Raw genomic sequence first — 20,421 nt, forward strand, 5'->3', positions numbered from 1 at the left:
TTCCTCCCGTTAGAAAAGACCCCAGCAAGCCAGCTTTTCAAAACCACCCACCGAGTCAATATAATCTTTCGCAATTTTCACAATCTGCGAATACGGTTTACCATCAACCATCTCGTCCCCGATAGCACAAGAAAACTCAACCACCCGGCCGGTTTCCTGTGCTTTCAAAAACGCGTAAATATTAACCGACACGTCAGCTTTCGTAAGATCCTTACCATGAAGACCGCCACCCGTAACAGAATCAGCCATGTCTGACCCGAGTTTTCGGTTAACCGCTCCCGTATCAACGCTGATACCGCCCGTCCAGTCACCTAAAGGATTAACAAACGCTGTCGGATAGTCTTTCAATAAGTCTTCTCGTTTAGCGTGAGACTGGCAGATGATAAGCTTTTCACCATCAAGAACATACTTGCCGTCATACGGATACTTTTCATAAACCTTTCGAGCAATAATAGAAAGTTTCTTCTGTTCGTCTGTTAGTGGTACGCCTTTAAAAATCCCGTTATCGCCACAGCGAACCATGCCGTTTTGGTTTTGGCTTAAATGCTTATCCTGCGGCACGACCGTAATATCAATCTTTACTTTCCCAGGGCTTAAACGGTGGATAATATTTTTAATATCCTTAAACTTAAACATCACCGTGCTTTCAATAAACACGGCACACTTACCATGCCCGAGCATCACTTCAACAGCAATCTTAGGATTCTCATCAATCTTGTAAGCAAGATCAACAATTGCTCCGGCAATACGATCCGCAATCTTGTCCGGGTGACTTGGATTTACTTTTTCTATCATAATTTTTTCTCCTAAATGTTTTTACGTGTTAAAAGCAGGCGTTCCATTAAATCGTTTTGAGGTGAAACACCATCAAACTCAGTCGAACAGTTTTCTTTCACAATCTGGAAAATCTCATTCCAAAGCCTGACCGCCTGATTCATGTAGTTAATACCAATATTTATAAAAGGCGATGGTATCGGTTTTCCCGTGGTTGGATGCTTGGAAAGAAACCCGAGTTTACTGGTTACTTCCTCGCATTGAATCCAACGAGCACAGCTCATCGCATACCGTTCAATAAGAGGAGACGGGACTTTACTGCTCACACCAATGTCTTTTAGCCACTTCCATGTTTCAGCGAAAATTTCTTTAGCCTGAAGCTGAGTACCGTCTTTTTGCGTGGCGGATAAAAACTCGTGAGGCTGAGGCATTTCAGCACCTTCAAGCTCCGGAATATCAAGAACGCTTAAAGGCCTACCGCCGGGGTTTCCTTCACTAGCTTTTTCAACAACCGCTTTCTTTTTACGCCCGGCACCTACGCGTCTGCCGCCACGACCGCCGATATTATTTGATTTTGTAGGCAAACTTTTCGCCTCCTTCCCACGCGAGTTTTAACTATTAAAAAATTTTTGTGTCTGATTTTGCCTATTACCCTTTTGAATACGCTGTTTTTGCACGCGAGACCCTGCGCCCGTTCCCTGGGGAATAGGTTTTTAGAGATTTTGACCGCCCCTGGGGTGGTTTTTATTTGTTATGCCAGCGGTCTCCACGCTTAGCGTGAATTTTAGAGTGACAGGATTTGCATAGAGAAATAAGATTATTCCTCTCATGTGTTCCGCCTTCAGCAATCGGTTTAATATGATGAACCTGCTCAACAGGAACAAGCACACGATTCTTAAAGCAAAGCTCACAGAAAGGATGCTCTTTCACATAAGAATCCCTTACTTTCTGCCATGCTCTGCCGTAACGCTTGTGAGCATCATAGGGACGCTCGTATTTTTCGTATCGTCTGTTCTCTTGTTTTAAGTGTTCTTCACAAAACCTGCCGTCAGTTAGGTTCGGACAGCCTTGATAAGAACACGGTCTTTTAGGTTTTCTTGGCAAGACTTATCCTCCCTTCGGGCATGAAAAAAGCCCTTTGAGATAATCTCAAAGAGCTTTTAACAAAATCATTTACAAAACTATATCACTATTTTCCAATTACATCGTTTAATACTTTCCAGCCTTTTTCACAAAAATTTATGTTTTCATTACATATAGTTTTTCCATTTTTCTCAATGATGATACTCGCCGCAAGGATACTATCACTATCTTGCTCAATAACATCACCATTTGCGGTTTTCCACTTTACTAGAATATCACTTTTACTTAATTTACCTTCAAATGGAACAACAATCCGATTTGGTTCGTCAAACTTACTATCAGAATAGGTGTTGATAATTATTTTATCTTTTTGCTTATATACATCTATGTAGTTATAGTTAGCCCTATATGAAGCTATTTTCTCTTTACTATCAATTTGAGCATTAAATGCATTATTATCAATACGATGCAAGAATAAGGTGATAAAACAAACGATAGCCACAACTATTGAAATACAAAATATCAGCACTTTCGCTTTTTTACTTATCTTATTCATACTCCACCAAATTCTAATATCTAACTTTATCTTATCATAAAGCAGATCCTATTCTCTTTCATGCATTCTATGCATCAGCAGCAACAACCAACCCTAATGTTACTAAGAATCCCAAAATACCTGTAATTAATACTGGAACAAAAGCACAAATAGCAACTACTCCCGCTACTGCTACACCTATTTCAACAACATCTTCAGGAATTTCAGGAACCTTTATTGTAAAATCACGAAATGTAATTAAGTATTTTACAATCACCGTTATATGTTCATCAACATCATCTAATGTTGGTAATAGATTTTCTGACATTACCTCAATAGCTAACTCCACTTGATTTGGAGAAATAACTTTTCCAGTGAATGCAATATCACCCGATTTTACTGATGCTGCAATATTTGCTATAGATTTTTGAATCATGTCTCCGCCCTTCATAATTCTAATATCTTTAGCAATTTTAGAAATTTTATTTTCACATGCAGCACTTAGAGAACCATCACTATTTAGTTCTATCGAAACGTTGTAGGAATTATTAGGCACTGTCATCAATTCTGTTACTGCTTCTACCGAGGTTTGAATACTAATAGTAGGCAGTTCAGTATAACTAAGAATAATTTCTTTATTATATGAAAGACCAAAACTAGTAAGCTGATTTAGCAGATGTAGAGGCTCTACTACATCATACACAAACTGTGTTCTTGCAATATTTACTTTGTCTTTTATATTTTCTTTTTCTAGTTCGCCTTTCGTCATTTTTGTTACACTATCAAATTTTGCGATACCTTTATCTCTTCCAGAATATGCATCTTTATCAAGAGCAAAAGTCGGTCTAGATTGGAAAGAGAATTCATTAAATTGGTCGAACGCCCAATTGTTAGGAATTGCATAACCTAAATTCCCACTAAAACCAGTAGACATATCCGCTACAAACGAATATTTAGCATATCCTGCTTTGCTTACTTTTGAGCAGATTAATCTTGGGCCATATACACCAACTTGGTATTTCTTAATATTTTCACAACTGTTGAATAGTAAACTTATCTTCTTGAAATACGGTAAAATCATGCTGTCCAGCTGATATCCATAAGCATCAAAATCAACAGCAAAGTATATTGTACTACCAGAAGGAATACCAATCCTTTTTGCAGCGGAAATAGCAACCTGTGCATCAACAGTTCCCTGGTTAGGATTCGCAAAATATTCAGGATAATATCCTCCATCTTGATAAATTGGAAATACGGAAAGACCAGCGTTTTTTATGTTTTTAATTTCATCTAAAGTTAGAGCTTTAGATGTTGACTTTCCAACATACCCAGTCAAATATCTTCCAACAATCTGGTATCCTGCCGCTTTTAAATCTTTAGCTTGTTGAGCATTTAGTACCGTTGCACAGTCACACGCCTTGGCAGCTCTGTCTGGATTGCCTTTACTAGTTAACAACGACATCCACGTGTTAACATCAAGTGCTCCGCTGACTGGAAGCTTATAGTCTTTCTGGAATTTAGTGAGTTGCTCAGCAAAATCATCATCCCAATTCTCATTTTGAAGACAATCATATCTAATACAATTAAGTACAGCTTTTGCTAGCCATACCCACTTACCATAGGAAGAAGCGTTTTGCCTGCTAATAGTTTTCAAATTACCTCGTGTACCATGTCCAAAATTACCCGTGGCATCATCAGGCGAATAGCCTTCTAACGACTGTAAAATTTGGATAAGTGCGGTATTCATTTCTCGACCATACAAGCCGTCACAAGGAATGATACCTGTATAATCCTTATAGGTTCGGTTAATAGTTTGTTGAATAATTCTAATAACGTCAATACCACCGTAACGCTTTAGTAAAACGAACTGCTGCATAGAAAGAAGAGCTTTCATTACATCAATTGTGACAGTAGAATCACCACCAATGCCCATATCATTCTTCAACTCTTTAATAGCATTCCCAGTACCACCATAAAAGTTTTGTGTAATACCATTACCAGTAGAGTAACCCTTGCACCATAAAGCACCTTGAATAATCGAGTAAACATTACTTTGCGACTTATCACTATCGGATTGTTGCTTAACACCATGTGGATAACGTTGATTAAATTTACGTGTTGTACCAGCACCAAAATTATTTGCTGTTGCTGTTATACCAAGCTCAATCTGCAAAGCTCTAATAAGCCCATTGATTGTATCCCAACCAGTATTCCCATCAGTAATAACTGAACCAAACCCAGGCTTATCGCCATAGGTTTTGTTTAACCATTGCTGTGTTAGTAATACCATCTGATCCATGTTGTGCCCTCCTTTTAGGCATGAAAAAAGCCCTGGAAGATTACTCTTCCAAGGCTTAGTATTTATAATTTTTGCTAAGTTTATAATACCATATAGAAGGCTGTAACGTCTCGTATCAGAGCGTACCAAACCGTACCATTTTTTAGATTTGGATTAGATTATCTGGTAAAACCATGTGTTCTAACGCTTTACCATGCCATCTGATAATTGTCATTCTGCTAGCATGGAGTTCGTTGCCAATCTCCTCCCACGTCATGTTACTCATGTAACGGTAGCGTAAAATCATCTGCTCATCCACGCTTTCAAGTTTAGAAATCACATCCAAAATCTGCTCTTTCAAACTGATAAGCATCGTAATCTCCATGTTAATCTTTGCTTCTAAATCCATAACCCTTATAAGAGCTTTCACAAACGGAGCTTCTATGCTTCGAGTTGTCTGCACATACTCTCTGTCGTATCTTAATGAAGAAACACTTGTAGCAAGCTCACGCAGTCTTACTACCTCATCCATGTCAGCTTTAATCCGCTTATCAAGAAGATAGGCTTGCCGTAAGTATTCTTTTTTGTTCATTCTTACCTCCATTTTGAGGTAAGTTCTCTATAGAACCCCTTTCCCTCACTTCGTTAATTGATAGTCTTGCTTTAACCGACTCGATTAAAGCATCCTGCACTTTAGCCTTCATGCTTAAAGCCCTCATCACGTCTTCATCAATCGTGTCCTTAGTGATGATGTGATGGATTACAACCGTGTCGGTTTGACCCTGACGGTTAAGCCTGGCGTTTGTTTGTTGGTAAAGTTCCAAACTCCAAGTCAGGGAAAACCAGATAAGTGTAGAGCCGCCAGCCTGTAGGTTAAGACCATGACCTGCAGAAGCCGGATGAATCAACGCTACAGGAATCATGCCGGCATTCCAGTCAGCAATATCAGCACTCGTTTTAATCTCACGCACGTTAAAACGTTTCTTAATCCGCTCAAGATCATGCTTAAACCAGTAAGCTACAAGCACCGGTTTACCGTTAGCAGCCTCGATTAAATCCTCTAAAGCATCAAGCTTACGATCATGAATATGAACGCTTTCTTTACACTCGTTATAAACCGCGCCGCCTGCCATTTGAAGAAGCTTATTTGAAAGAGACGCTGCGTTAATCGCATCAATCTCTTTACCCTCCAACGACACCACCATATCTGCTTTAAGCTCATCGTAAAGTTTTCGCTCCTTACCGGATAACTCTACTTTCACCTCGTTTATCACACACGCAGGCATTTTCAAATAGTCTTTCGACTTCATCGAAATCGTAATATCAGCTATCTGCTTATAGATTAAACTCTCAGCACCATCTTTAGGCTTATAAGAAAAAATCATGTGCTGGTTACGCTTATCAGGATTAAAAAAGTTCTGCCGATAATACGTAATATAGCGGCCTAGCCTTTGACCCATATCAAGCAGCCTAAACTCAGCCCACAAATCCATTAGCCCGTTAGAAGAAGGAGTTCCTGTAAGACCAACAATCCTTTTAACTTTCGGCCTAGCCTTCAGTAATGCTTTAAAACGTTTCGCCTGATACGATTTAAAACTTGAAAGCTCATCTATCACAACCATGTCAAAATTAAACGGCAGGCCACTTTTCATTATCAGCCACTCCACGTTTTCACGGTTAATAATATAAACGTGAGCAGGCGTTTTTAGTGCTTGAATCCGCTCCTTCTCACTACCCGTTACCACAGAATAAGTCAAGTGTTTTAAATGCTCCCACTTTTCTAACTCTAAAGGCCACGTAGTGTTTGCAACCCTAAGAGGAGCGATAACAAGAGTTCTGGAAACATCAAACGAGTCAAGCATCAGGTCGTTAATCGCTGTAAGACTTATCACACTCTTACCAAGTCCCATTTCAAGCAAAACCGCTGAAACCGGGTGTGTAATAATAAAATCAGTCGCATACTTTTGATACTCATGTGGCTCGTATCGCATCAATCACACCTCCAATCTGACTCTTCTCATCAACCACGAAAACCTTAAAACCTAAAGCCTGTAAATCCTTCATCCGTTTCACCTGTAAAACTCTAGGCTTTTTACCTGGTGCTTTAAGCTCGACAAAACCAATCTTGCCGCCATGAAGTAAAACTAGCCTGTCAGGAAGCCCGTCAACGGAAGGACTGGTAAGCTTTAAACAAAGTCCTCCCATTGCTTTGACTTCACAAACGAGTTTTCGCTCAGTTTCCTTTTCTCGTAAAAAGCCCATCAGATACCTCTTTTGCCATCTCAATGATTTTCTTATCCACTTCATTTCTCGGCTCATCAGAAACATCGCCGTAAAACACGTCAATATAGTGATTGCTTAACTGTGGGTGATCTTTGAACATGTTGTCCTCAGCATGCGAGGATACTTCATCAATCATGTTCATGGCTTTTAACAGTCTGTCTTGATCTTTCGCTAAAAGCACCGGGCTGATATCAACCACTAATTGGTTAATCAGACTCTTAGTCAGTCGCATTGCTGCTCCTGCTTGCTTGTAGGTTTCTACTGTTCTCTCTTGTTTGTTAATCATGGTTTATTCCACCTTTCTCAAATCTTATTTTTCATTTATTGAATAGAGTTGTTTCATTCGTTGGTTTTGCCCGTTTACATCAGGCGAATGTTATTTGTGTAGCCATGTATGCTTTAGACCCATCTTTTACTTTTCTCTATATACACTTATATTTCTTTTATTTTTTTCTCTTATATAAAAAGTAAAGAAAAAGGGTACACTATAATACAAAAACCTTATTTATCAGGCTTTTCTTTCTTGAAAGCGTGCATGGTAGCGTGTAGGCAACGCCTATTTTCGTGTATGAAAAAATCTCATAGAACTTTTCTCTTTGAACCCGGTTTTTACCATACGAAACGTTTGCCTACACGCCTATACATTTTTCAGGAAGTATCTTTAAGTTTTACCGCGTTCTCCATCAAAGAAAATCCTCCTGTGCCTGCAAATTCGGATTGATGGAAAGACCACACCACTGGTAGCCTTTACCCGTCCGTTTTTTGCTATAACCTGCCAACAGTAAAGCCTTAGAAAAATCCCTATCGTTTCTAACATATTCACCGTTAAGGTTTGCCCACTGACGGTAAGACAAGTAAAGACTCCTACTCATCTCCGTTTCATTCACGCCCTTAATGCAATAATCAGTAATGAAATGGCCTATCCAGTCGTTTTCAGCCCGATAAGCGTCCTTAGCCTGCTCTACCACCTTACAAGTAGGGAATTTATAACTGTTTTGGATATAAATCTTGGCTCCTTCAATCATCCATTGAAGTATTGCCCCACCTGCTTTTCGCAAGAGTTCATCAACATAGTCTGTTTTCGGATTCTTGATTTCTTTCGTAAACGGTGCAACAAAGATTCTCCGCCACGTTCCCTTATCGTTTGAACCGACCTTCGGAAGATGGTTCGTGTAGAGAATAGTTGAGTGGCTTGGTGTAAACGTAAAAGGAGCATAATATTTCCTCTCAGCTGAAATATCATCCACGCTTGCTATCTGTTTCAGCATGGAAATAGAAAGCCTTTGTCCTTCCTCGGTTTCCGAGGCAAGAATAAACCTTTTACCGCAAAGCTCCGCTAAATCCACCTTCACGTTTTTAGCCCGAGTAGTTAAAGACTCTGCAGGTATTTTCCCCGCATAATCTCCAAGCACATGTGCTTCCGCGTTAAACACGGTCGACTTACCGTTGCCGCCTGACCCGTACACTAGCAAAAGCGATTCTTCAAACACTTGACCTATAAGCGTACTACCCGCATGGCTTTGAAGAAATGTCTGAAACTCTTTATCGCCTGCGGTAACCATATCAAGTGTTGTCTGCCACAATCCCATGTTCTCCTGTGAAGGACAAACAGCGGTCATTTTCGTACAGTACGAACACGGATCATGTGCTTTTAGCATGCCTGTCTTTAAATCCACGATTCCGCAAGGCGTGTTTAGAATGAAAGCATCACGGTCCAGTTCTTCGTTTGCAACTTCCAGCATGGATTTAGCAAGCTTTAATATTCCGGACACTTTACTGTGATCATTCATCTTCTTAGCAAACGAAAGATACTGCTTTGCCCGATTCACTTCACTTTTCGCTTTATCCGCCTGCTCTTTATCACCTGATGATTCAGCTTGAATGAACTCTTCGTAAGCTGTTTTAAACTCGATACCAGCATTTTTCAAAACTTTTTTAGCAATAAGCATGTAAAGTTTCATAACTTTAAGCTCAGACGCTTCCCACTTCTTGCCCGTCCAGTAAAGCCAGCCGGCAGACATCGTATAAACAGCCTTATTCTTGTTATGTTTGGCAAAAACCTCAGCCATCGCAATATCCGTTAAATCATCCGGCTTATACTCCTCATAGCTTTTCCCATACTCGCTAGGCGGAATATAACCTTCCTGACTTGCTACTTTAAGCCCGAACTTTTTAGCCGAATACCAGATTTTAGATAATTCTGCGTCAGGCAAAGGAGGATTACACCGTTCTGCTTCCCTCAAAAACTTCTCATACGCTTCATCTGTCGCACCATAACGTTTGATGAGTTTTCCTGCAATATGACTAAGCTTAGAGTTTCTCTGCCCTGATGGTATTTCTTCTGTTTCTGCATCAAATTCACCAAAAGCTTCTTCAGAGAGAAAATCAGTGATTGTTTTTTCACCCTCGTAAAGTTCTACCTGTGGAGTTTTAACACCGTAGAGAAAACGTGCCGCATCAAGAGCGTTACTGTCAAAATACGGGAATACTGATTGAATCCTTGTTTTAAGCTCCACATAAGCTTTAGCATCGCTTACTTCTTCAATTGGAAAATACACGTGAAAACGTGGTCTTGCACATTTCCCATGCTTGTCTTTCATGTGGTTTCTACTATAAGACGCGTAAAAGCACACGTTCGGAAACGCTAAAGCAACATCAAAAGGCGTCACCCAGTCTTTACCAACATCAGAATAATCGTTATCACAGTCCATCGGAATACAGGTAGATGAAATGAAATTATCTTTAGACCTATAACTGTTAGTAAACTGTGCTGTGACATGGTCAAAAGAGATAGCCTTATTAAAACTATCTCGATCACAGACTTTTATTTCGTCAGGATACAAGCAGTTACTACTGTTTCCCACACAGGAAGCTGTATAAATTTTGCATTCAAGCATCAACATTCACCCCCTAAATCCTTATCTGTAAAATACTTAATCGGCTGCCTGCGTTTTTCAGCCAGATTGATTTCTACTTGCATGCCGCCTGTGATTTTTTCTCCGAACACCCATAGTTCGTTGCATTTGCCTAAGAGGATAATGTCCATAAACATCGCATCCCCTCTATGCTTTTGATTCTCATCATCCATGAACGGGAAAAGCAGGTGTGGAGTGATTGGGATTGCTCCGCGTGAGTACGCGTAAGCTGCACACTGAATAGCGTGTTGCACGTTTTTCTCCTTATCTCCACGGTAGGGAGCACAAATGTAGACGATAGGCTTAAAGTTCGGTGTTGTTTCTAAATGTTTTTTATAAGACTTACTCATCTTTTGCCTCCTGTTCAATCAAGGGGTAGATCCCGTGTTGTGTCATGAGGTGATAGATGAAAAGCCTGCCTTTCTGAGTCCAATAGGTGTGAACCTTTGAATGAGTAATGCCCTTAGCGTCTTCATAAGCATGCGTTTTTGTGCTGGTATAGCCTTTCTCAGCATATTTTTGATATAAAAGCCAAGTATCAGATTGCTTAAATTGGACACCAAGATCATGTAAATAGTTGTTCATCCACTGTGCCGATTTACCATAATCTTTTGCAATCACACGCATGGAGATTATGTCTTTGCATTTAAGCACCACATCGTAATAGCTGGCTTTCGGTTTAAGCTCTGCTATCTGCTGTGTTTGCAAAGCTACAGTATTGGTAAGCTTCAGATTTTGCGATTCAAGCAGACTCAATTTCCTATTGGCTATTTGCAACGCACGTGCCATTACCGCATCAGGCGAGTTCCACTTCTCTTCAACAGAAATAAAGTATTCTCGAAATTTTCTGCCAAGTTCTGTACGCTGAATCATACATAGCTGTTTTGCCATATCGATAGTAAGCTGATGATTGGTTGCTGGTCTTCCACCAGTACTTTCCGACAAAAATGTCGAAAAGTCCTTATCTTCAACAAAACCGTAATCACACATTCTTGGGAACCACTTATCATAAGGTGTTCCGATATTAAGTGCTTGATGCAAAACACGGCCATCTACAGTCGGACGTTCATTGTTATAACTGATTTTGATTAGCTCTTTCATAGTAGCTACCTCCTAATTTTTATTGGAGGAGTTGGTTCCTCCTATGAAGTAGCCACGGCGAATGCCAAAATCTGACGCTTTTTTAATATTCTTTACTAACTTTTTCTCAGCCCGCTTAAGCTTATGCGTAATATTGTTAGCCAAGCGATCCACGGCTTTTTTATAATCAGCATCCGTTTCAAAAGCATCACGGCTAAGCATGGATGCAGCCTTTTCGTTAATCGCCATATTCCTAATACGGACAGCCATAAAAAGATCCGCCACATCCGGCTTTAAAATCGAGTAAACAAACGACTCTACTGCCCTATATTCTTCTGAAGCTTTAATCTGATTTACTGTTTTGAAAAAGATGCCGGGGTCTCTAACATCGCTCATGCAAGACTCATAATCATCGGCTTCCTCACCGTCTTCACTGCTGTAAGGTTTAGTAAAGCCTTTATGCCTCTCATATTTATGCAGAGAGTTATACTCGGGACGGTTAAACTCAGCATCTACCTTTTCTTGTGCTCTTTTCTCAAACTCTTCTTCGCTTTCATCGGGAAGAAGGTCGATATTAAGCCAGCCTTTAACCTCATCAAGCTTGAGGTCGAATGTTGTAAAATGCTTGTCACAGCGTAATTGAATTCTCATAAAAAATCCTCCATCTGATTTCCGATGAAGGATTTCCTTGAATTCAGCTCAAATAAGGCATGACAAAACACCACAAGCTAGAATGAAGAATTCCTTCATCTTTACTTGCAGCTGCCTTATTCGGTAAGACCGCTGTACTTATTTAGTTGTTCTATGCGGACTCCGAATAATCCTTAGCTAAGGGATATTTCCGCATAGAGGTTGAGGCTGATGCCTCGCGTTTAGAAAGAACAAGAATGCTTTTGCATTAAAAGACTTTCAATACGCATCTTTTTCCTTTAGTTCGGTCTATCAAAAACCAAACTTTTTTGATAAAATATGCGTGAAAGACTTTGAATATTTGCATGACTCGCATCTTTCAATCTCTAACCTATAGTTAATAGAGTTGAACGCAATCGAAAAGGGTGTTAATAAGGACTAAAACAGTTAAGATTTTTCAAAAAAGGGGGTTATTTAAGATGACTTCAAAAGAAAGCATTCCAGTGCGTGTTCCTTATCTAAGCGGTGGTATCTTATTTAACCTGCTGGTTGAAGCCACTAAAATAAAAAAATCCGCACGATCTAGAATGAGCGGATATAAAGATGAGTGTAGCGACTCGAATCTAATGAAATCCCTGCTAAAAGTTATAACTGGCGAGGATGTTTCTCAATATGATGAATCCGTCAAAACAAGTACCAGTAATTACAAGCGATGTCTCGCACATAAATCCTCATACACTCCTCAAGGAGATGAGGTTTCAATCAAAACGTTCCACAGTAGTGTAATGTCAAATGATTTACACATATATCAACAAATGAAGACTCTGACGAATGATTTCCTTGCTGAACGTAAAATGCAATGGTTAGTTAAAGCAATATTAGAAACAATTATTAAAGATGTATCCATTGGTTCGGATGAAGAATTTAGTATTAATTGCCAAACCAAACTAAAAAAGGAGCAACTGCAAACAGTCACTCACATTAATTTGGAATTTTTTCTGGTTAGCGTGTGGGATTATATTTTGAGAAACAAAACAAACAATAGATTAGGTAGATCAACATTTGAAGCGTGGTACAAACAAAGCGGCATCAACAGTAAATGGAAATTGATTAATGAGGATATAGGCACAACAATTACTCAAAATATCGAGATTTCAAGATTTGAAATGCCTGTTTATAATAATGAAAAAGTTGCTGAGTGCAGTAAAACTCTAGACGTGAAAGAAGATAATGAATTTTTTAACCCAGAGACAGATATACCTGTCGTTGAGGCTGATGATATAAGTGATGAGGAAGAACAGTCACCTAAACAAATAACTCAGGCTATTAACAACCCTAAAATTGTTAATCAGTATGCGAATAAAATCTACAACATCGAACATGTAGATCATTTAGATTAGAGGTGTCTGTATGGGAAATGAATTAGAAAAAGTCATCGCTAATCAGTTGCCTGAAGCAGGCAAAATAAGTCAACATGCAAACAAACTCTACAACATAAATAATGTAGAGCATATGACTGTTGTACCTTATCCAACAGTTCCCACTCTAGATAAAGGAATAGCTACGCCTACTGATGGTTTAATGTATGATTACTATAATCTTGTTGTAGGCAGTTCTGTTATTGATAGTGTTTTTGTAAAGGTAGATAAGAAAAGAGCCATAGAAGCCTTTTATACAGAAGATGAACTACGAGACAAGTACGCCTATTTATCCGTTGACGCAATTAAAGAGATTCAGCGATTTCCAATTCTTGTAGTACCTGAAACAACAGAGTATTATGGCAAAGCTTCAGACGATCAATATGGGTACGTTGGAATAATAGAAAAAATTAGAAAAGACTCATGCGAGATTGTTCTGAAATGCAAATTTGAGGATAAAAAACCAATCCCGCTAAAAAAGATTAGTGAAGTTGCTTTTGATTTAGGTATCCAAAGCATGGATGTAGCTATAACTGAACTCAATCACTCTCATTGGGCTATTAAACCTGTCAATCTCATTGAAGAATTAACAGAAGCAAAAATAGATTTTAAGGATTCTATTTTTTAGGAGGTATCTTTATGAAAAAAATACCAGCCAGTATTCAATCTTTACATATTGATGGTGCTACTTACAAACTCAATCCTGTAACTATTACCCCTACTTTTATTAATTTCTTCTACGGGAATAATGGATCTGGTAAATCCACCATTGCTGAAACTTTAAAAAACAGCAGTGGTATTACGTGGTCGAACAATACAGCATCACAAGATTGTAAGCTATATGTTTATAATGCCGATTACATCAAAGCTAATCTTGCAAACTACGATAATCTACCTGGTGTTTTCACTTTCAATGAAGAAAATATTCAGATTCAAAACCAAATTAATGATTTGACCAATCAAAAAGAAAAATTATCAGAAGAAAATTGCCAACTATCCGCCGCTAAAAACAATAAGGAAGATGAACGTATAAAAATACAGGCATCTTTCGAAGAAAACTGTTGGTCTAAAACTCAAACAATTAGAAACGATTTTAAACAAACAGTTATGGGTAAACTAAAAAAGAGTACTTTCGCAGAAGAAGTACTCAAAGACTATAATGCAGTTAACCATGATTTGTCTCAGCTTAAAAACCTATACGATACTGCATATTCTAAGAATGCTGTAGCGTTTCAAAAATTTTCTGTTATCAAGGATACTGCTGTATTAGATAATATTGCTAATTTGGATTTGATTGAGAAAAAGATTATAAGTAGCTCAGATACGCCTTTCGCCAATTTCATCAAAGCTATGAACAGCACTGCTTGGGTAAAGCAAGGAATGGCTCACTATCATTCTGTTTCTGATGGTAAATGCCCTTTTTGCCAACAACAACTACCTGCTAGTTTTGAAGATGATATAAAAGCCTGCTTTGATGAACAGTTCGAGAAAGAAACACAAGCAATCACAAACCTACAGGCAGATTATAAAGACTCGGCAAACACTCTCTTTGTTCCAATGTCAAAGATACCTGAATCAAATATTTCTGATGCTGAAATAGCTGCATATAAAGATAAGCTAAGTGCATTAAAAGGTGTCATTGCCGGCAATTTGGAGCTTATTGCTAAAAAACAGCAGGATTATGCCATAGCATACGAACTGGAAGCAACAAAACCTTTACTTGATGAACTGGCAGATATGATTGAAAAGTTCAACCAATCAATCGATGAGCATAACGCTATCGTTTCAACCAAACCGGCTAAACAGCAGGAATGCAGAAAACAAGTATGGGAACTCATATCCTATATGCTAAAAGATGAAATAAAGGCTTATAAAACAAGTCTTGGTGCTATTACAAAAGAGCTGGGACAGATTGACAGTCGATTGCAGACTAACGCTTCAGTAATTAAGAATATAGGTAGCCAAATTTCAGTCCTACTTAAAAATACGGTAAACACTAGGGATACCGTTGAAAGCATCAACCAGCTATTAAAAGATTCAGGATTCCAAGGCTTCTATCTACGAGAAAAAGTTAGTACAGCTAACGTCTATGAGGTGATTCGAAATGACGGCTCTATAGCTTCAAACCTCAGTGAAGGTGAAAAGAACTTCATAGCATTCCTCTACTTCTACCATCAAATTAAAGGCAGTGACACTCCAGACGAGAAAAACACTGACAAGATTGTAATCATTGACGATCCAGTTTCCAGTATGGACAGCAGTACTCTATTTATAGTCAGTGCTTTAATCCGAGAAATGATATGTGTCTGCGAAAACAACGTACATCCTACTGACGCGTACGTAAAAGACAGGTATATAAAACAATTATTCATACTCACTCATAACACTTATTTCCATCAAGAAATAACCTACGACAGAGTGAAAGACTACCGGTTTGTTAACTTCTATTTAGTGTCCAAGAATGACAACAAATCATCGGTTCGTCTTTGCGAAAAACAAAACCCTGAGATTCCATCGGAAATGATGAACTACAATCCAGTACAAAACTCCTATGCGGCACTATGGGAAGAGTATAGAATATTAGACGCACCGATTCCTCTTATGAATGTCATAAGAAGAATACTGGAATATTACTTCCTTCAGCTATGTGGTTATGACGGAACAACGCTAAGAGATGTAATTCTCAAACAAAACAAAGAGAAGTTTATCTGCACAGACGAAAACGGTAATAACGACTATTCGGCATACCAGTTGGCATCCGCAATGCTGTCCTACATACAAACGAAATCATCGTTTGGCATAACTGACGGAATCAACTACGTAGACGACTGTGTGGATGTTTCACAAACAAAAGAAACATTTAAGAAGATTTTTACTCTTATGAACCAAAGTCAGCACTACGAAATGATGATGAATAAAAGCTAAATGAGAGGAACAAAAAAAATGAAGATAATCTATAACCGACTATGGAAACTACTAATAGATAAAAACATGAACAGAGCTGATTTGCAAAATGCTGCAAAAATCAGCTCATCAACAATTGCCAAACTTGGCAAAGGTGAAAACGTCACCACTGAAGTTCTCATCAAAATTTGCGAAGCATTGGACTGTAAACTGGAAGACATCATGGAAAATGTAGAAGAATAAGGAGATTTTAAATGATTATTAGAACATATGGTTGGGTTCAAAACCCTTCAGATTTTGATAAACTCAAGCTGGTAGTCCAAATTTTTGACCCTAAATCCTTGCACTATGCAAATTTAACGCATAATCTTGTTCCAAACTATATTCCATTACAGGGAATTAAAAATCAACTTTTACAAAAACTAAACAACCACTCTGATGAATTTAGTTATACAGAACTAGTAGGAACATCCAAAAACGCGTCTGGCAATCCCGCCAAAAATCGAAAAGAGGCTATTGCTGATGGTTTAATACAAGTTACCATTCTACCTCAATCATCAAAAACAACAGGAAAAATGTGGACAGATAACTGGACTGCAGATGGATATTTGCGGTGGGCACTTAGCTTAAATTTTGTAAAACATGACAGAGAAACTGATTTGTGTAAAATAACTGATCTAGGTCTAAAATTTTCTGCTTCACCATCGAAAAGCAATACAGAACAAGACATTCTTAGAAAAGCGCTATTGAGTTATCCTCCCGCTTCTCAGGTGCTAAATATTTTAGAAAAGGCAAAAGTACCCGTAACTAAGTTTTATATTGGTAAACAGCTGGGATTTAGTGGCGAGAAAGGATTCACATCATATGATGAAGCTCTAATGAAAGACTGGTTTGTCACTGGATCAATTGAAGAACAAAAGAAAATCAAATCAGACATAGAAGGTACAAGTGACAAATACGCAAGGATGATCTGTAATTGGCTAGAAAAAGTTGGTTATGTTACTAAACAAGCTACTACTGTTAAAACAGATAATGGAGAAAAGGCTGGATTTCAGAATTATTCTATAACAGCTCGGGGAATTCATGCATTAAATCAGGCTAATGGAAGTTCTAAAAACAATCGTGTTAAAAAATTCCTGACGTGGGAATTCCTTGCAGTAGATGGCAAGAATAAGAATTATGTTCGTTCTCGTAGAGCATATATTCTACAATTTCTTAAAACAACAAAATCTTTTAGTTCTCTCATAAATTCGCTAAGAACTTTAGGTTTTAATGATGATATTGAAATAATAAGAAATGATATACACGGTTTAAATAATTTTGGAATAAGAATAGAAGATAACGGTAATGTTGTTAATCTAAAAGATGATTTCTTTGATTTTAGCATTCCTAATCTTGATCTTACAGCTGAACTTAAGGATAAAGCAGCTGATGCTGTAAAGGCTAAGTTCTTGAAGCTAACAGGGCTTTCAATGAAATATATTGAGCTGTTAGATATAGCTTATGACAGTAGTCGAAACAGAGATTTTGAGATACTTACAGCGGATTTATTTAAGAATGTTTATGGGCTGGATGCAATGCATCTAGGTGGAGGAAGAAAACCGGATGCCATTGCACAAACCAGCCATTTTGGAATCATCATCGACACAAAGGCATATGGTAATGGATACAGCAAATCTATATCTCAGGAAGATGAAATGGTTCGTTATATCGAAGACAATCAGCAGCGTAGTATTACTAGAAATTCAGTTGAATGGTGGAAAAATTTTAACTCAAGTATTCCTTCTACCGCGTTTTATTTTCTTTGGGTTTCTAGTAAGTTTGTAGGTAAATTTGATGATCAATTACTTGCAACTTATAACCGAACTAATACGTGTGGCGGTGCTCTTAATGTCGAACAACTTCTTATTGGTGCATATAAAGTAAAAGCTGGATTGCTCGGGATAGGCCAAATTCCTTCATACTTTAAAAATAAGGAAATAGCCTGGTAAAAGGTAAATCCCATACTGCAATAAGTAGTATGGGATTTACCTTTCTAATTAGTTTCCTTAAATGATCGAAAAAGTTGGGATATAGGTCAAAAAGTCTCATTTTTTATAACATTCTATAGGTTAAAGGATCATAGTTCGTTATTAGCACTTCTTCGCTACCAGTTCCCCTAGAATTATAGGAAGAATTGTTATAAGAACACTTTAAATGATTAACACATACATTGTGTGTTTTTATATAGTCCAATAGTAAATTATTAACTTTACCCTTATGCGACAAAACATTACTTAAAGCAAATTTGACACCCTTTTTGCTCAATTTATCCATTAGCTTGTACATCTCTTGTTCCTGCATATCACTCCAGTTTAAGAAACCTCTATTACCATCGTTGTAATTTCCAGTAGTAATTAAGTAAGGCGGATCTAAATAAACAAAATCTTTTTTTGTAAGCTCAGTAATATTAAAATCTGAGAAATAATCATCTGTAAATGTTGCGTCGATTTGTTTTAGCCTGCCTATGAATCTTTTTAGATTTTCTTCCATATTAGAACTAAATGAACTTCTATTTCTTCCAAATGGGTTATTAAATTCCATGGAGTTATTAAATCTTAGTTGGTAATTATAACTAAATGAAGTAAGCACATATAAATCAAGAGGGTTTGGCTCAGCATTATATGCTTTCCTAAAAGAAAGATACCCCAGCTCATTTTCTTTACTAAGTTTATATTCGCTTATACGTTTTTTTATAGATAAAATCAAGCTCTCGGGATCCTCTTTGGAAAAATATCTAAACATTTCATTTATCTTATAATTCATGTCATTGAAGAAATACTTTTCCGCTTTTACGTTAATGCCGACATTTCCACCTCCGCTAAATAAATCAACAAAGGTTTTAATATCTTTAGGGAATAATGGCATAATTTGATTTAGAATCCTATATTTTCCACCGATATAATTAAGCGGACTTTTAATATACTCTTTTTTGCTGGTTTTCCAGATGCTACAACCCTTCTTTTCCATCTTTACATTTATTGTTTTTTTAGTCTCAATATTTTTCTTCCTAATATAAAAAAGTAACTCACTTACATCAGAATTTTTTGATGCTATTTTAGATACATATTTTCTATATGGAATCCGTTTTGTGACAACTTTACCATCTACAGAGGCATTTTTTAACACATCTTCTAGTTGTTCTTCGCTAATTATTCCGTCTGTATTATAGCTAAGTATTATATGGTTTGTGTCTATATTGTTTATTAAATCCTTCAGTGCAGATAAAGCCTCTGTCTTAATTGCAAACCTACTTTTATTTTTAGACCAATTAAACAATCTAGTTTTACCTTTAAGCTCTGGCTTTTGGTTGAGAGCAACATTTTCTAGCAAATGATAATTAGAAGCATATTGTCTAGTATTGTATGGTGTGTCTATATATGTGATATCTGCAGAAACTTTTTTAATAAGTTGATTTGCATCTTCATTAAAAGACTTATTATCTTTGTTGTTGTTAAGAACCTCAATAGGTTCTAAGTTTAATGAATTAAGAGCTCGTTTATCCCAGTGCTTGAGATAAGCACCATACGTACCTGTTATATTACTTACATACGGAATGGCGTTTATGAGTACCGATATTAAATAATAATATTCTGCCTTATTAATTAAGCTTGATGAATACCAATTATCAATTTCATCTCGAATGAAATCAATCCTTTTGCCATTATCAGCGGTTAAATACATGGCATTGCCAGTAGGTGTGTAATTTGCTTCATAGTAGCCTACTTTATCTGTTAGAGCATATTCTTCAGCACTACTTGAAAGATAATCCAACACAGAGTCAATACCAATTTTTTTTAAACCATTAAACATTAGTTCTTTGTTATTTTCTATGGTTGCCTTTGCGTTAACATAGCTAAAATATAATAAATCGTTGGAATAGACTGTATATCGATCTTTAAAATAACTTCCTACAACATTTGTGCCCGCAAACAGGTCTAAGAACGTAGACGCACCATCGGGAATGTTTTCTAAAATCATATTCTCTATTTCCCCAAGCAATGCTGCTTTAGAACCTATAAAACGCATATTCACATCCCCTTTCATCCTTGTATAGATTAACTAATTTTAATTCTTTTGTCAATAAGTAATTCGAGTATATTAGCAGGTCAAATGAATAAAATAGTTTTAAACATTTGATGAATTACCACGCAACGCGGATTGTTTTAATTTAAATCAAACAGATATTATTCACATGTCAATTCTCAAAAGAACACCCCTAAAAGCAAAAAAAGACACCCCTAAAAAGTAAAAGTCTAGCGTCAATTCACGCCAGACCTTCATTCACGTTCTTCTGCTTAGCCAGCCTACAATAAACCCTTATTTACAGTGTTCTTTTAAGCAACAGCCACTAAACTTTGTATCATTTCCTGTAAAGTCATATCTAGTTTCATTACGTGTTGGATACAATGAAACCTTGACCTTGAACTCTGAAACCTCATCATTAAACTCTGAAACTATTTATAGGAATCCTGAAACTTT

At 37.4% G+C, this 20,421-nt stretch carries 19 protein-coding genes; 5 read left to right on the forward strand and 14 right to left on the reverse strand.

What is annotated here, in order from left to right; all coding sequences use genetic code 11:
- Positions 1-9: 9 nt before the first annotated feature.
- From HXT59_RS06370 to HXT59_RS06430, 13 genes are all read right to left on the reverse strand, one after another.
- A complete protein-coding gene (locus HXT59_RS06370) occupies positions 10-795 on the reverse strand; it encodes an S-adenosylmethionine synthetase N-terminal domain-containing protein (protein WP_421784300.1) in 786 nt (261 codons plus the stop codon).
- An 11-nt stretch (positions 796-806) separates the two neighbouring features.
- On the reverse strand, positions 807-1,358 hold the full coding sequence (locus HXT59_RS06375) for a P27 family phage terminase small subunit (RefSeq protein ID WP_415699502.1): 552 nt from the start codon (positions 1,356-1,358) through the stop codon (positions 807-809).
- Between the two features lie 160 nt (positions 1,359-1,518).
- A complete protein-coding gene (locus tag HXT59_RS06380; RefSeq protein ID WP_421784301.1) occupies positions 1,519-1,878 on the reverse strand; it encodes an HNH endonuclease in 360 nt (119 codons plus the stop codon).
- A gap of 85 nt (positions 1,879-1,963) precedes the next feature.
- Positions 1,964-2,413, reverse strand: a complete 450-nt coding sequence (locus HXT59_RS06385) for a hypothetical protein (RefSeq protein ID WP_019260869.1) — start codon at positions 2,411-2,413, stop codon at positions 1,964-1,966.
- A gap of 67 nt (positions 2,414-2,480) precedes the next feature.
- On the reverse strand, positions 2,481-4,691 hold the full coding sequence (locus tag HXT59_RS06390; RefSeq protein ID WP_421784302.1) for a glycoside hydrolase domain-containing protein: 2,211 nt from the start codon (positions 4,689-4,691) through the stop codon (positions 2,481-2,483).
- 142 nt (positions 4,692-4,833) lie between these two features.
- The gene (locus tag HXT59_RS06395) at positions 4,834-5,262 is read right to left on the reverse strand and encodes a sigma factor-like helix-turn-helix DNA-binding protein (RefSeq protein WP_421784303.1); all 429 of its coding nucleotides are present in this window, start codon (positions 5,260-5,262) and stop codon (positions 4,834-4,836) included.
- Positions 5,222-6,661 carry an SNF2-related protein gene (locus HXT59_RS06400; RefSeq protein WP_421784304.1) on the reverse strand — a complete coding sequence of 480 codons (1,440 nt, stop codon included), beginning with the start codon at positions 6,659-6,661 and terminating at the stop codon, positions 5,222-5,224. Before HXT59_RS06400 ends, HXT59_RS06395 begins: the two co-directional genes overlap by 41 nt.
- Entirely contained in the window at positions 6,642-6,932 is a 291-nt protein-coding gene (locus tag HXT59_RS06405; protein ID WP_421784305.1) for a VRR-NUC domain-containing protein, read from the reverse strand. The genes HXT59_RS06400 and HXT59_RS06405 overlap by 20 nt, the downstream gene beginning before the upstream one ends.
- Positions 6,904-7,239: a hypothetical protein gene (locus HXT59_RS06410; protein ID WP_421784306.1), complete on the reverse strand. Its 336-nt coding sequence runs from the start codon at positions 7,237-7,239 to the stop codon at positions 6,904-6,906. The genes HXT59_RS06405 and HXT59_RS06410 overlap by 29 nt, the downstream gene beginning before the upstream one ends.
- 397 nt (positions 7,240-7,636) lie before the next feature.
- Positions 7,637-9,664 carry a phage/plasmid primase, P4 family gene (locus HXT59_RS06415; protein WP_421784307.1) on the reverse strand — a complete coding sequence of 676 codons (2,028 nt, stop codon included), beginning with the start codon at positions 9,662-9,664 and terminating at the stop codon, positions 7,637-7,639.
- Positions 9,665-9,849: 185 nt separating this feature from the next.
- The gene (locus HXT59_RS06420) at positions 9,850-10,218 is read right to left on the reverse strand and encodes a hypothetical protein (protein WP_410310748.1); all 369 of its coding nucleotides are present in this window, start codon (positions 10,216-10,218) and stop codon (positions 9,850-9,852) included.
- Positions 10,211-10,969 (reverse strand): phage antirepressor KilAC domain-containing protein, encoded by a 759-nt coding sequence (locus HXT59_RS06425; RefSeq protein WP_421784308.1) that lies wholly within the window; start codon positions 10,967-10,969, stop codon positions 10,211-10,213. Before HXT59_RS06425 ends, HXT59_RS06420 begins: the two co-directional genes overlap by 8 nt.
- Positions 10,970-10,981: 12 nt before the next feature.
- On the reverse strand, positions 10,982-11,599 hold the full coding sequence (locus HXT59_RS06430) for a hypothetical protein (protein ID WP_421784309.1): 618 nt from the start codon (positions 11,597-11,599) through the stop codon (positions 10,982-10,984).
- A gap of 458 nt (positions 11,600-12,057) precedes the next feature.
- Between HXT59_RS06430 and HXT59_RS06435 the strand changes: the two genes are divergently transcribed.
- The 5 genes from HXT59_RS06435 to HXT59_RS06455 are packed head-to-tail and all read left to right on the forward strand — an operon-like array spanning position 12,058 to position 17,891.
- The gene (locus HXT59_RS06435; RefSeq protein WP_410310750.1) at positions 12,058-12,978 is read left to right on the forward strand and encodes a hypothetical protein; all 921 of its coding nucleotides are present in this window, start codon (positions 12,058-12,060) and stop codon (positions 12,976-12,978) included.
- A 10-nt stretch (positions 12,979-12,988) separates the two neighbouring features.
- The gene (locus HXT59_RS06440; protein ID WP_421784310.1) at positions 12,989-13,624 is read left to right on the forward strand and encodes a hypothetical protein; all 636 of its coding nucleotides are present in this window, start codon (positions 12,989-12,991) and stop codon (positions 13,622-13,624) included.
- An 11-nt stretch (positions 13,625-13,635) separates the two neighbouring features.
- Positions 13,636-15,921, forward strand: a complete 2,286-nt coding sequence (locus HXT59_RS06445; RefSeq protein ID WP_421784311.1) for an AAA family ATPase — start codon at positions 13,636-13,638, stop codon at positions 15,919-15,921.
- An 18-nt stretch (positions 15,922-15,939) separates the two neighbouring features.
- Positions 15,940-16,143 (forward strand): helix-turn-helix domain-containing protein, encoded by a 204-nt coding sequence (locus HXT59_RS06450; protein WP_064340555.1) that lies wholly within the window; start codon positions 15,940-15,942, stop codon positions 16,141-16,143.
- Positions 16,144-16,154: 11 nt separating this feature from the next.
- The gene (locus HXT59_RS06455) at positions 16,155-17,891 is read left to right on the forward strand and encodes a restriction endonuclease FokI C-terminal domain-containing protein (RefSeq protein WP_101892204.1); all 1,737 of its coding nucleotides are present in this window, start codon (positions 16,155-16,157) and stop codon (positions 17,889-17,891) included.
- Between the two features lie 103 nt (positions 17,892-17,994).
- Here the strand turns inward: HXT59_RS06455 and HXT59_RS06460 are convergent, their stop codons facing one another.
- Positions 17,995-19,968 carry a Dam family site-specific DNA-(adenine-N6)-methyltransferase gene (locus HXT59_RS06460; RefSeq protein WP_421784342.1) on the reverse strand — a complete coding sequence of 658 codons (1,974 nt, stop codon included), beginning with the start codon at positions 19,966-19,968 and terminating at the stop codon, positions 17,995-17,997.
- Positions 19,969-20,421 lie beyond the last annotated feature (453 nt).

The organism is Gardnerella sp. KA01001 (assembly GCF_049244025.1).
GTDB lineage: Bacteria > Actinomycetota > Actinomycetes > Actinomycetales > Bifidobacteriaceae > Bifidobacterium > Bifidobacterium swidsinskii.